The following is a 14,039-nucleotide window of genomic DNA, read 5'->3' as shown; positions in this document are numbered from 1 at the left end:
AAGAACCAGTTGCGAGGCTGGTTCTATTTTTCTTTTGTGTAAAAAATGAACATATCGATAAAAAGGGAGTGGTATTATGGTAAGCATTAGTGCATGTTTAATTGTGAAAAATGAAGAACAAGTGCTTGAAAGATGCCTACAATGTTTGCAAACAATTGTAGATGAAATTATTATCGTAGATACTGGATCTAGTGATAATACGAAAGAAATAGCAAAAAAGTACACAAATAATGTTTACGATTTTGAATGGGTCAATGATTTTGCAGCAGCTAGAAATTTTTCCTTTTCAAAAGCAACAAAGGATTATATTTATGTGGCGGATGCAGATGAGGTCATTGATGAAGAAAATATAAAGAAATTTTTAATTTTAAAAGAGACATTGATACCAGAATTTGATATTGTTCAAATGTTATACACAAATCAGCTCCTACATAATACAACATATAATTACGATGCGGAATATCGTCCGAAGCTTTATAAACGACTAAGGACATTTTTATGGGTAGATCCGTTGCATGAAATGGTGTCGCTCGAACCAGTAATTTTTGATAGCGATATTGAAATCATTCACATGCCTACCAGCAATCATGTAAAACGAGACTTTCATATATATAAAGAAGCGATTAAAAAACATAAAATGTTATCAAAAAAACTAAACGGTATGTACGCAAGAGAATTATATATTGCTGGTGACGTTGAAGATTTTAAAGAAGCAGAGCCCTACTTTTTAGAAATAATGGAGAAAGAAACAGATATCGATGAAATAAAGAAATATCAATGTGTAATTGCAAAGGCTTGCTTAGCTCGCCATGATTTTCACGAATTTTTCAAAGTATGTTTAAAAAACGTAGCATTAAACGAGGCCTCTTCTGAAATATGTTATCAACTTGGAGAGTACTATTACTTAGCGAATGATTACATAGAAGCATCGTTGTGGTACTATAATGCAGCCTATGAAACAACTCCAGACTTAAACATACATTATGGTGGAGATTATCCGTTAAATCGTTTAGCAGATTGTTATCATATGCTTGGTGATATAACGCAGGAAGAACTCTATAGAAAATTAGCTGACGAATGGATGATAGAGGGGTGAGTCAAACTATGTTAGGTACAATACAAAAGATATTTGAGCAAAATAGAGAATTGGTGACACAAACAGAGAAAGCTGGAGTTTACAACATCAGGTGCAATGACAATTGGAGCAAAAGATGCGAACGGCACAAAGTTTTATATGCATTCGAATCATATTATAGGAAAAGAAGCATTTTTACAGGCAAAAAAATGGTATAGTGAGAAAGTAAATACATATATTGTTTATGGGTATGGATTGGGTTATCATATTAGAGAGCTTTTAAATTTAGCGCCAGATGCTAACATCGAAATTTATGAAAGCGATATGAATATATTAAAGCTCTCTTGTGCATTCTCTAAAATGACGGCATTACTAGAGTATGAGAATGTAAAATTGTTTTATGATCCTGAATATACTAGGATAAAAAAACGATTACAGCAATTAGAGGAATGTGATAAGGTATGCATTCACTATCCATCCTTACGTAATGTAAAAATGTCAGAAGCGAAGGAAATGTTGCTAAATTATGTCCCCTGTGCTATGGCAGTTGAAGCATGATATGGGTTTCTAGAAAAGAGGAGGTCATATGATTTATCTGATTTTGGTAGTGGTAATCTTTTTGGCAGATTATTTTATCAAAGATTATATTGAAAAGAATAAAAAACTTGGGGCCGATGAAGAAATTCTTAATGGAAAAATCATTGTCACAAAATATTATAACAAAGGCGCATTTCTTAATTTCCTAGAGGATAGAAAAGAGACTGTTGTCACAATTTCTGGCATACTCTTTGGAATGGTACTTATATTTTTTGTTATATTATTACCTCAAAGAAGAAAAGAAGTACTTAAATTTGCAATTTCATGTATTGTTGGTGGAGCTGCAAATAACCTGTATGACCGAATCAAACGTGGGTATGTAGTTGATTACTTTAGTTTTTCTTTTTTAAAGAAAGTAATTTTCAATATATCTGATTTGTTTATATTTCTAGGGTGTTTTTTAGTTTTAATTATTTCTATTTGTAAAGGAAACTAAATTATAAAGGTTGTTATAAATGGGGGATCTATGTTAATCCTAAGTAATAGTTGATACATAGAAATCATTTATAACAACCTGTATTTATAAAAGCTGATAAGCCAAAACTAACAATTTGTTATACATTTATATTTTAGAATGACCTATTGCATGTAAGAATATTGTATTATCTCTCATTAATAAATATCCACTATTTAAGTTAATTCAAAATTTCTAATTATCTAGTACAATCAAGTGCCGCACCAACAAACCCTTTAAATAAAGGATGTGGGCGATTTGGTCTTGATTTAAACTCTGGATGAGCTTGTGTTGCAACAAACCAAGGATGGTCTGATAATTCAATCATTTCAACGATTCTTCCATCTGGAGATAAACCTGATAATTTTACCCCACAACGTTTAAAATCTTCACGGTAGTAATTATTTACTTCATAACGATGGCGGTGTCTTTCCTTAATAATATCAGTTCCATACATTTCATATGCTTTACTATCTTTATCTAAAATACAAGGATAAGATCCAAGTCTTAAAGTTCCGCCAATATCCTCAATACCATCTTGTTCAGGCATTAAATGGATGATAGGATGCGTTGTACTAGGATCTAGCTCAGCACTATGAGCATCGGTAAACCCAAGCATATGTCTTGCTACCTCAACGAGAGCAAGCTGCATACCAAGACAAATACCTAAGAATGGAATGTTATTTTCTCTTGCATACTTAATTGCAAGTATTTTACCTTCAATACCGCGATCACCAAAACCACCAGGTACTAAAACACCACTGACATCCGATAATAATTCATCTACCGTTTCGCTAGTAACGGATTCGGAAGGAACCCATTTGATTTTAATAGAAGCATTGTGTGCAACAGCACCGTGACGTAAAGATTCAGCTACACTAAGATAAGCGTCGTGTAATTGCGTATACTTGCCTACCAAAGCTACGGTAACTTCTCTGGTTGGGTTTTTAAGGGCATGAACCATGCTTTCCCAATCGCTAAGATCCGGAGCAGGACAATCTAAGTGTAGACATTCACAAGCAACATCGGCTAAATGTTCCTCTTCCATCATGAGTGGAACTTCATATAAAGTTTCAGCATCTAAATTCTGTAATACATGCCTACTAGGCACATTACAAAATAGTGCAATTTTATCACGAATACCTGGCTCTAAAGGATATTCTGTACGACACATAATGATATCTGGGCGAATTCCCATACCTTGCAAATCTTTAACGCTTGCTTGTGTAGGTTTCGTTTTCATTTCACCGGAGGCTTTTAAATACGGAATTAAAGTAACGTGAATTAAAATTGCATTTTCATGACCGATATCATGCTGAAATTGTCTTATAGCCTCTAAGAATGGTTGACTTTCGATATCACCTACGGTTCCACCAACTTCAATAATTGCAATTTGAGTTTCATCACAACCATCATTACGATAAAAACGGTTTTTAATTTCATTTGTAATATGCGGAATTACCTGAACAGTACCACCGCCAAAATCACCACGTCGTTCCTTGGAGAGAACCGACCAATAGATTTTTCCTGTAGTTACATTGGACTGTTTGGTTAAACTCTCATCGATAAAACGTTCATAATGTCCTAAATCAAGGTCAGTTTCCGCACCATCATCTGTTACAAAAACTTCACCATGTTGAATTGGATTCATTGTACCTGGATCAATATTAATATAAGGATCAAATTTCTGCATTGTAACATGATAACCTCTTGCCTTTAGTAAGCGGCCAAGTGAAGCTGCAGTGATACCTTTTCCAAGACCTGAGACAACGCCTCCAGTAACAAATACGTACTTAACGCCCATGAAAACATCCTCCTAAAATAAAAAAAGCATTTAAAATCTAAACAAACCGGCTAATAGAGTCACTTAAACTAGGCCTAATTCAGATTTTAAACGCTAACTTCTTTGTTAGTAATATTAAAAAAACAAAGACAATTATACTACTTGTTCTAAAAGAAATCCAGTGAAACTTTTAAAAAAGTAAAACTTGCACATAATGTAATTAAAAATAAAAATAATCCATATAAAAACAATACATCAAAAAAATTATAAAATACTATGAATTGTTTATAATATAGACACAAAAATTTCAGAACTTAATAGCTTGATTTATGAATTAAGTATCATTATAATGATAATATCTATATGAGAATTGAGAATATTGATTTACGAAAGAATTAGTATTTGCAATATAAAAAGGGAGGTACCCATGGATAATAGAGACAATAGAAATAATAACAAAAAAAGCAATCCATTTAAAAAGGGTTGGGTCTTTTGTTTGTTGGCTGCTTTAATGCTTGTCTTAATGTTTTCATACATGACACAGCAGTTAAAAGAAAGTAGCTTGACACAAATCTCATATACAGAATTTTTAACCTTAATTGATGATAATAAGGTAAAATCTGTTGAGTTACAATTAGAGAAAGACAGAATTGTAATTGAGCCTATCGAAGAAAGTGATAACGGACTATATAAAAAATATTATTATACTGGATATATTAATGATGAGGACTTAATTAAAACCTTAAAAGAGAAGGATATTAAGCTTGACCGTCAAGTTGTCGATAAAAGTACAACAATTGTTGATATTTTATTAGCTTATGTATTACCTTTCGTACTTATTTATGGTGTTATGTGGTTCATATTCCGTATGATTACTAAAAATAGTGGCGGAATGATGGGTGGCGTTGGTAAGAGCAACGCTAAAGTATATGTAGAAAAAGAAACCGGTGTAACCTTTAAAGATGTAGCAGGCCAAGAAGAGGCGAAAGAATCTTTAACAGAGCTTGTTGACTTCTTGCACAACCCTGGTAAATATACACGTATTGGTGCAAAACTACCAAAGGGTGCATTGCTTGTAGGACCTCCAGGTACTGGTAAGACATTGCTTGCTAAGGCAGTTGCGGGTGAAGCAAAAGTTCCATTCTTCTCCTTATCCGGTTCCGATTTCGTTGAAATGTTCGTTGGTGTAGGTGCATCCAGAGTTCGAGATTTATTTAAACAAGCACAAAGCCAAGCACCATGTATCGTATTCATCGACGAAATTGATGCAATTGGTAAAAGTAGAGATAACCACTATGGTGGTGGCAATGATGAACGTGAGCAGACATTAAATCAGCTTTTATCTGAAATGGATGGTTTTGATACATCAAAAGGTATTGTTATTTTAGCGGCTACAAATAGACCAGAAGTACTTGATAAAGCGCTTTTACGTCCAGGACGTTTTGACCGTCGTGTCATTGTAGATAAGCCAGATTTAAAAGGTAGAGTTGATATTTTAAAAGTTCATGCGAAAAATGTATTAATGCATGATTCTGTTGACTTAGAAGCAATCGGACTTGCAACCAGTGGTGCAGTAGGTTCTGATTTAGCAAATATCATTAACGAAGCTGCAATTTTAGCCGTTAAAGAAGGAAGAACTGTAGTAACACAGAATGATTTATTTGAATCTGTAGAAGTTGTTATTGCAGGTAAAGAAAAGAAAGATCGCATTCTTGGACCAGAAGAGAAAAAGATTGTTGCATATCATGAAGTTGGTCATGCGTTAGTTACAGCATTAATGAAACATGCAGAACCAGTTCAAAAGATTACAATTGTTCCAAGAACTATGGGTTCCTTAGGATATGTAATGCAAGTTCCAGAGGAAGAAAAATATCTAATGAGTAAAGATGAGTTAATGACACGTATCGTTACTCTATACGGTGGTAGAGCTGCGGAAGAATTGGTGTTTAATTCTATAACAACTGGGGCATCCAATGATATTGAAAAAGCGACTCAACTTGCTAGAGCAATGGTGACTCAATATGGTATGTCTGATCGCTTTGGATTAATTGGTTTGGAATCAGTTGAAAATCGCTACCTTGATGGTAGACCAGTATTAAATTGTGGCGATGCAACTGCAGCAGAAATCGATAAAGAGGTCATGGACTTATTAAAGAAATGCTATGAACAAGCAAAAGAATTGCTTGCTGGCAATCGTGATGTATTAGATAAAATTGCTGCATTCCTAGTTGAAAAAGAAACAATTACTGGAAAAGAATTCATGAGTATCTATAATGAAGTTCAGGAAGAGAGAATGGGTTCTAACAAAGAAGTTTTGGATTCTGAAAAAGAAGATAACGCTTCTAAGACAGAAAGAATTGATGTCGAAATTAACGACGGAAAAGCAAGTGAAGGCCCAATGAAAGATGATGGAATTTCACAAAATAATAAAAAAGAAGATGTAATTGAAAAAATAAACTTAGATTTATAATAATTCAAGGGGTGCTGTGTTAAAAGTGAATATAACAACACAGGGCCCCTTTTACACGCTAAAAGGCATAGAAGATAGGTTGAAACAATAGTTAAACCTATGACAAAGCTGCCAAATGGCATGGAGGGTATTATGTTTAATATAGAAGAAGAGTTAAAAAAACTGCCTGCAAAGCCAGGGGTTTATATAATGCACGATAGTAAAGATAACATCATTTATGTAGGCAAAGCCATTAGTCTAAAAAATCGTGTACGACAATATTTTCAAAGTAGTCGTAATCTAACTCCTAAGATTCGTCAGATGGTAAGTCAAATTAAATATTTTGAGTATATCGTTGTAGACTCTGAAATGGAAGCTTTGGTGTTAGAGTGTAATCTTATTAAAGAACATCATCCAAAGTATAATACAATGCTAAAAGATGATAAGGGTTATCCATATATTAAAGTTACAATAAACGAAGACTTTCCACGTGTATTATTTGCAAGAATGCAAAAAAAAGATAAGGCTAAGTATTTCGGGCCATATACCAGTGCTGGTGCTGTGAAGGACATTTTGGAATTATTAAGACGTTTGTATCGCATTAGAACCTGTAATCGAAATCTACCAAAGGACATAGGAAAGGAGCGTCCATGTTTATATTATCAAATAAAGCAGTGTGATGCTCCTTGCCAGGGGTATATTAGCAGTGAAGAGTACATGAAATCCATTAATGAAGTAATTGAGTTTTTAAATGGTAATTATGCAATTGTAACGAAGAATCTGGAAGCAAAGATGAAAGAAGCATCTGCAAACTTAGAGTTTGAGACTGCGGCAGAATATCGTGATCTATTATTGAGTGTAGAGAAACTATCACAAAAACAAAAAGCTACGGATACCAATGGTACGGACCGTGATATCATTGCATTTGCAACTGCAGGAGATGAGGCTGTAGTTCAGGTATTCTTCATTCGAAGTGGTAAAATGCTTGGTAGAGATCATTTTCACTTGACAGGCGTTGCAAATGAAACAAGAAGCGATATTATGACCAATTTTGTAAAGCAGTTTTATTCAGGCACTCCATACATTCCAAAAGAATTAATTCTTGGAGAACCTGTGGAAGATGAGTCATTGATTGCAGAATGGTTAACTGTAAAACGTGGTCAAAAAGTTTCTATTATTGTGCCGAAAAAAGGTGAGAAAGAGCGTCTTGTAGAGTTAGCAGAAAAGAATGCCTCCTTGGTATTACAACAAGATTCTGAAAAGATAATGAGAGAAGAAGCAAAAACAATCGGTGCCATGAAACAGTTAGAGGAATGGTTAGATCTCTCTCCAATCTCACGTATTGAAGCCTTCGATATTTCAAATATCAATGGATTTGAATCAGTAGGCTCCATGGTTGTTTACGAACAAGGAAAACCAAAGAGAAATGATTATCGTAAATTTAAAATAAAATGGGTAAAAGGAGCAGATGATTATGCTTCCATGCATGAAGTTCTAACAAGACGTTTTACTCATGGACAAAAGGAAGCGTTAGAGCTTCAGAAAAGAAATATCGGATTGGAACATGGTAGCTTTACGAGATATCCGGATATTATTTTAATGGATGGTGGTAAGGGGCAAGTAAATATTGCGCTAGAAGTATTAGAGGAGTTAGGACTTAACATTCCGGTATGTGGTATGGTAAAAGATGATAACCATAGAACTAGAGGACTTTACTTTAATAACGTAGAAATACCAATCGACACCCATAGTGAAGGCTTTAAATTAATAACCAGAATCCAGGATGAGACCCATAGATTTGCCATTGAATATCACCGCTCTTTACGTGGAAAAGCACAAGTTCACTCTATTTTAGATGATATTAAAGGAATTGGTGCAACAAGAAGAAGGGCCTTGATGAAGCATTATCAATCACTAGAGGCAATTAAAGCTGCCACTGTTGAAGAGTTAGCGAGTATTCCATCAATGAATCAATTAGCTGCTGAGGAAGTATATAACTTCTTTCGTATCGATAGTAGAAATAAGAATAAAGAAGTAAATAATGAAGTGAATATTTAGCAATCCACGATTGTTAAAAACTTGCACCTAAAAGTCGAATATGTTATCATGAAGTTTATAATAATGCTTCTATATAATGGAACGTTTTTTGTTCTGTTTGATAGCTGATCAGAAGTAACTTTCTTACTTCGTATAAAAGGCGTGTTTTACACGCCATGTATCAAATGATAAGAAGTTTGTAGGACTTCTTAGAGGATAGTTATTAGAAGTTGCTTTTTAACTTCGAATAAAAGGTGCGCTGTATGCGTCACAAATTAAATGATAAGAAGTTCATAGAACTTCTTAATAATATCTATTAAAGAAACATTTGAATATTTTTCGGTTTCTATAATAGAAATTTTAGGATAGAGAAGGAGAGCGCTATGTATACAGTTGACTTAGAAAAATTAGTGGAAAAGATGAAGCTAGAGAATTGTACTCCAGATCTCGATATTAGTAATATAAAGATTACTCAACCAGAAGTAAATCGTCCAGCACTACAATTGACTGGATTTTTTGATTATTTTGATTCTGATCGTGTTCAAATCATTGGAAATGTAGAACATGCATATATGCAAAAGATGGAGAAAGATCACGGTACTGGAATTATGAAAAAACTTATGAGTTTTAAAATGCCGTGTATCGTATTTTGCCGTGGAATAGAAGTATCTGAGGAATTTAAAGTACTAGCATATGAATCTGAAGTACCTATTTTCCGTACTGAAAAAACAACGTCATCCTTCATGGGAGAAGTAATTCGTTGGTTAAAAGTTGAATTGGCACCAAGAATTTCGATTCATGGTGTATTAGTGGACGTTTACGGCGAAGGAATATTAATTATGGGAGAGAGCGGCATTGGTAAGAGCGAAGCTGCACTTGAGTTAATAAAAAGAGGACATCGACTAGTAACGGATGATGTTGTTGAGATTAAAAAAGTAAGTGATGAAACTTTAATCGGTACAGCACCAGATATTACAAGACATTTTATTGAACTAAGGGGTATTGGTATTATTGACGTAAAAACCTTATTTGGTGTAGAAAGCGTTAAGAATACACAGTCTATAGATTTAGTAATAAAACTAGAAGAGTGGGATAAAGATAAGGAATACGATCGTTTAGGGTTGGATGAACAATATACTGAGTTTTTAGGAAATAAAGTAGTATGCCATAGTATCCCAATCCGTCCTGGTCGTAATTTGGCTGTTATTTGTGAGTCAGCAGCAGTAAACTATCGTCAAAAGAAAATGGGATATAATGCAGCTCAAGAGTTATATAACCGAGTTACAAACAATATGATGAAAAAGAAATAGTACTTTAAAAAGTGGGGGCTAAAGAAGATGGAGAAGTATTGCTTTGGAATTGATATTGGTGGAACAACGATTAAATGTGGCCTATTCACAGAAAGCGGAGTTTTACTTGAAAAATGGGAGATTGTAACAAGAACCCAAAACAAGGGCGAACAAGTTCCTTATGATATTGCTGAAACAATTCATTCAAAAATGCAGGAAAAAGGTATTGAAAAAGAACTAGTGGTTGGAGTTGGTATTGGAGTTCCAGGACCAATTACCGAAGATGGAACTGTTTTAAAATGTGCAAACCTTGGCTGGGACATTTTTAATGTAAATGAAAAGCTTGGGGAAGTTACAGGATTAAAGGTAGCAGCAGCAAATGATGCCAATGTCGCAGCTCTTGGAGAAATGTGGATGGGCGGAGGCAAAGGATACAGTGATGTTGTTATGGTTACCTTAGGAACTGGTGTTGGTGGCGGTGTCATTATCGGTGGTAAAGTGGTTGCGGGAAGTAACGGAGCCGGTGGTGAAATTGGACATATTACAATAGATCCAAATGAAGAAGACATTTGTGGTTGTGGTGGACATGGACACTTAGAACAATACGCCTCGGCAACAGGCATTGTTAGACTAGCCAAAAAGAAAATTAAGACAACTAAAATCCCAACATCCCTTGCAGATTTGCCTGAAATAACAGCAAAGGATATTTTTGAACATGCAAAAGCTTCCGATGAAGTTGCATTATCCTTGGTAGATGATCTTGGTAAATATCTAGGTCTTGCATTATCACATGTTGCAGCAACAGTAGATCCTCAAGTGTTTGTTATTGGGGGCGGCGTTTCCAAAGCAGGTGAAATATTAATCGATGCTATTAAGAAACATTATAACAAGAATATAATATTTGCTTTAGCGAATAAAGAATTTAGACTTGCGGAACTAGGTAACGATGCAGGAATTTATGGTTGTGCTAAGTTAATATTAAGTAGAGTTTCGTAATTTGTGAAATTGATTAAATTGGATATACTCGTATAAGAGAATTTAAGAGATAGATGTTAAAATTTTAAGAATGAATTTTAGTTAAGTTTCATAGACATTAGCTATATATAAAGAAATGAGTTAGAGGGATTTCAACATGGAAGATAAGAATTATCTAAATCAATTCTATGATGAATTGAAGAAAATTAAAGGAATAGAAATAACAATTGATGAGCCATTACGAAATCATACGACTTTTCGAATTGGTGGACCAGCAGATTATTTTGTGAGTACCTCCGATGTTCAAATAATTAAGAATGTTATTCTATTAGCAAATCAGTATAAAGTTCCATACTTTATTCTTGGAAATGGTAGTGATTTATTATTTTCAGATGCTGGGTATCGTGGCGTTGTAATTAAGATACAAGAAAGTAAGGATGACGTTCAATTTGTAGAAAAAGATAATATGGTTTATGTAACTGGTTCTGCAGGAATCCTTCTTTCAAAATTTGCAATGATAATTGCAGAAAAAAGTCTGACTGGTTTTGAATTTGCAGCAGGAATACCAGGAAGCCTTGGTGGAGCAATTTTTATGAATGCTGGAGCTTATGGTGGCGAAATGAAGGATTGCATCGTTTGTGCAACGGTGTTAACCAAAGATGGTGAAATAAAAACTCTTTCAAAAGAAGAGTTACAATTATCATATCGCCATAGCATAATCCAAGAAGAGCACTATATTGTTATGGATGTCACATTCGCATTTGAATATGGCAACAAAGAAGAAATTATAGATAAAATCAATGACTTAAATCAGCGTAGAAAAGACAAGCAACCTCTTGAGTATCCAAGTGCAGGAAGTACATTTAAACGTCCAGAAGGGTATTTTGCAGGAAAATTAATTATGGATGCTGGACTTCGTGGATACCGTGTTGGAGATGCTATGGTATCTGAAAAACATTGTGGATTTGTCATTAATGTTGGAAATGCTACTGCAGATGATGTTAAGCAATTGATACAGGATGTAATACGAATTGTAAAAGAGAAATTTGGTGTTACGTTAGAGCCTGAAGTACGAATTATCAATTAAATTAATGATAGCATGTCGATAGACATTCATCAGATAGGAGTTTGTAATGCGCTTTGTTATTGTAACGGGTATGTCTGGAGCGGGGAAAAGTTCGGTATTAAAAATGTTAGAGGATGCAGGATACTTTTGTGTAGACAATCTTCCAATACCGTTAATTTTAACCTTCGCTAGACTTACAATAAAGGAAAGTGTAAATATCAATAAGGTAGCGCTAGGTATCGACATTAGGAGCGGACAAGCCTTTGGCGATTTAGCAAACAGTTTAGAAGAACTTGATAAATTGGGTTATAAATCTGAAATCCTTTTTTTAGAAGCAAGCACAGATGTATTAGTAAAACGTTATAAAGAAACAAGAAGGGTTCACCCTTTATCAGGATTAAACCGTATTGATCAAGGAATTGAACTTGAAAGAGAAAAATTACAGGTACTAAAGACAAGGGCAGACTATATTATTGATACAAGTCACTTGTTAATTCGAGAATTAAAACTTCAGATTGATAATATATTTGTTCAAAATGGAACATTTCACAATTTTTATATAACCATTTTGACCTTCGGCTTTAAATATGGTATACCAGCAGATTCAGATTTGGTATTTGATGTACGGTTTTTACATAACCCATACTATATACCAGAGTTAAGACAAAAGACAGGAAATGATGCTCCGGTTAGAGATTTTGTCATGGAATTGCCTGAAGCTAAGACATTTTTAGATAAACTAGAAGATATGCTACTTTTTTTGGTACCAAATTATATTTCAGAGGGGAAAAATCAACTGGTTGTTAGCATTGGTTGTACTGGAGGTAAACACCGTTCTGTGACATTAGCAAATGAACTTATGAAGCGTTTAGCTAAGACAGAATATGGAGTTAAGGTTGACCATAGGGACATACAGAGAGGGTAGAGTAAGTTGACATTTTCAAAGATTATTAAAGAAGAGTTATCAAGACAATCTTCGAATGCAAGACATTGCTGTATTGCTGAAATAGCAGCGATGTTAAGTGTATGTGGGAAATTAATCATTGATGATTTTGGAATAAAAACTCTTGTATTGCAAACAGAAAATATAATGGTTGCAAGAAAATACTTTACATTAGTGAAAAAAACATTTAATATTAATACGGATATTCAAATTCGAAAAAACATGTCGGCGAAACATAGCAACTTATATATTTTGCGTATGGAAGGCCGAGAAGTAGAACGATTATTGTTGACCACAAAACTTTCCTGTTATAGATTAGAGAACAAGGAACTTGGACTTTACACGGATCATTTGGTTGTTCAAAATACTTGTTGCAAGAGGGCATTTATACGAGGAGCATTCTTGGCAGCAGGATCTATGAGTGACCCGGAAAAGGCGTACCACTTAGAAATCGTTTTACCAGATAGTAAAAGAGCAAATCAGTTAATTGACATTATCAATTCCTTTTTTATAGATGCAAAAGTAGTAGTTCGAAAGAAATATCACGTTGTATATATAAAAGAGGGTTCACAAATAGTAGATTTACTTAATATTATGGAGGCACACAATGCGTTAATGAATTTTGAGAATGTAAGAATCTTAAAAGAAATGCGCAACTCCATCAATCGGCAGGTGAACTGCGAGGCGGCAAATATTAATAAGACAGTAATGGCAGCAACCAAGCAAATTGATGATATAAATTTTATAAAGGAAACCATAGGTTTTGAAGGTTTATCAGAAGGACTAGAGGATGTGGCAAAACTTAGAATTTCTTATCCAGAGGCATCGCTAAAGGAACTGGGGGATATGTTATGTCCGCCAATTGGAAAATCAGGGGTAAATCATAGATTAAAGAAACTAAGTTGTATTGCAGATGGTTTGAGGATGTAAAGGAGGAGACAAGCTATGTTATCAAAGAAGATTGTTATCAAAATACCTACTGGATTAGAGGCAAGACCAGTTGCCCTATTGGTACAAGTTGCAAGTCAGTATGAAAGTAATGTTTATGTGGAATGTGAGGAAAAGAAAATCAATGCCAAAAGTATTATGGGTATGATGAGCCTTGGACTTCCAGCAGGAGAAGAAATTAACGTAATCGTTGATGGTGTAGATGAAGAAGTAGCAATGTTGAACATTGAAAAGTATTTATGTGGGGAATAAAGTTTAGATTACATTTGATGAAAGATATTTGCAATATATAAAACTTAATGGTTATAGCAAGCTAGTAGAGGGGCTATTAACCATTAAGTTTTTCTTTTTATACAAATCGCTATAATAGTGCATGAAATAAGATTTTTGTAATCTAATTATTGATATAATATCTCCTTAAAA

General features: G+C 34.2%; 12 protein-coding genes. 11 read left to right on the top strand and 1 reads right to left on the bottom strand.

Annotated features, from left to right (window positions below):
• Positions 1 to 76: 76 nt before the first annotated feature.
• From BN4220_RS00215 to BN4220_RS00205, 3 genes are all read left to right on the top strand, one after another.
• Entirely contained in the window at positions 77 to 1,096 is a 1,020-nt protein-coding gene (locus BN4220_RS00215; RefSeq protein ID WP_066711910.1) for a tetratricopeptide repeat-containing glycosyltransferase family 2 protein, read from the top strand.
• Between the two features lie 96 nt (positions 1,097 to 1,192).
• Positions 1,193 to 1,633, top strand: a complete 441-nt coding sequence (locus BN4220_RS00210; RefSeq protein WP_066711907.1) for a hypothetical protein — start codon at positions 1,193 to 1,195, stop codon at positions 1,631 to 1,633.
• 28 nt (positions 1,634 to 1,661) lie between these two features.
• Complete coding sequence (locus BN4220_RS00205) at positions 1,662 to 2,108, top strand: signal peptidase II (RefSeq protein ID WP_066711905.1); 447 nt, start codon at positions 1,662 to 1,664, stop codon at positions 2,106 to 2,108.
• A gap of 217 nt (positions 2,109 to 2,325) precedes the next feature.
• Here the strand turns inward: BN4220_RS00205 and BN4220_RS00200 are convergent, their stop codons facing one another.
• A complete protein-coding gene (locus BN4220_RS00200; protein ID WP_066711904.1) occupies positions 2,326 to 3,930 on the bottom strand; it encodes a CTP synthase in 1,605 nt (534 codons plus the stop codon).
• A gap of 406 nt (positions 3,931 to 4,336) precedes the next feature.
• Between BN4220_RS00200 and ftsH the strand changes: the two genes are divergently transcribed.
• The 8 genes from ftsH to BN4220_RS00160 all read left to right on the top strand — a co-directional run bounded on the left by ftsH (position 4,337) and on the right by BN4220_RS00160 (position 13,868).
• Positions 4,337 to 6,379 carry an ATP-dependent zinc metalloprotease FtsH gene (gene ftsH, locus BN4220_RS00195; RefSeq protein ID WP_066711903.1) on the top strand — a complete coding sequence of 681 codons (2,043 nt, stop codon included), beginning with the start codon at positions 4,337 to 4,339 and terminating at the stop codon, positions 6,377 to 6,379.
• Between the two features lie 132 nt (positions 6,380 to 6,511).
• A complete protein-coding gene (uvrC, locus tag BN4220_RS00190) occupies positions 6,512 to 8,416 on the top strand; it encodes an excinuclease ABC subunit UvrC (RefSeq protein WP_066711902.1) in 1,905 nt (634 codons plus the stop codon).
• Between the two features lie 362 nt (positions 8,417 to 8,778).
• Positions 8,779 to 9,705 carry an HPr(Ser) kinase/phosphatase gene (hprK, locus tag BN4220_RS00185; protein WP_066711901.1) on the top strand — a complete coding sequence of 309 codons (927 nt, stop codon included), beginning with the start codon at positions 8,779 to 8,781 and terminating at the stop codon, positions 9,703 to 9,705.
• 27 nt (positions 9,706 to 9,732) lie between these two features.
• Positions 9,733 to 10,680, top strand: coding sequence for an ROK family glucokinase (locus BN4220_RS00180; protein WP_066711898.1), 948 nt, complete (start codon positions 9,733 to 9,735; stop codon positions 10,678 to 10,680).
• A 136-nt stretch (positions 10,681 to 10,816) separates the two neighbouring features.
• Complete coding sequence (gene murB / locus BN4220_RS00175) at positions 10,817 to 11,746, top strand: UDP-N-acetylmuramate dehydrogenase (RefSeq protein ID WP_066711896.1); 930 nt, start codon at positions 10,817 to 10,819, stop codon at positions 11,744 to 11,746.
• Positions 11,747 to 11,792: 46 nt separating this feature from the next.
• Positions 11,793 to 12,650, top strand: a complete 858-nt coding sequence (rapZ, locus tag BN4220_RS00170) for an RNase adapter RapZ (protein WP_066711894.1) — start codon at positions 11,793 to 11,795, stop codon at positions 12,648 to 12,650.
• Positions 12,651 to 12,656: 6 nt separating this feature from the next.
• Positions 12,657 to 13,598, top strand: a complete 942-nt coding sequence (whiA, locus tag BN4220_RS00165; protein WP_066711892.1) for a DNA-binding protein WhiA — start codon at positions 12,657 to 12,659, stop codon at positions 13,596 to 13,598.
• Positions 13,599 to 13,613: 15 nt separating this feature from the next.
• Complete coding sequence (locus BN4220_RS00160; RefSeq protein WP_066711890.1) at positions 13,614 to 13,868, top strand: HPr family phosphocarrier protein; 255 nt, start codon at positions 13,614 to 13,616, stop codon at positions 13,866 to 13,868.
• Positions 13,869 to 14,039 lie beyond the last annotated feature (171 nt).

It is taken from the genome of Clostridium sp. Marseille-P299, assembly GCF_900078195.1.
GTDB lineage: Bacteria > Bacillota > Clostridia > Lachnospirales > Lachnospiraceae > Lachnoclostridium.
The sequence above is the reverse complement of the archived record's forward strand: the minus strand, read 5'-3'. Positions and strand labels throughout refer to the sequence as shown.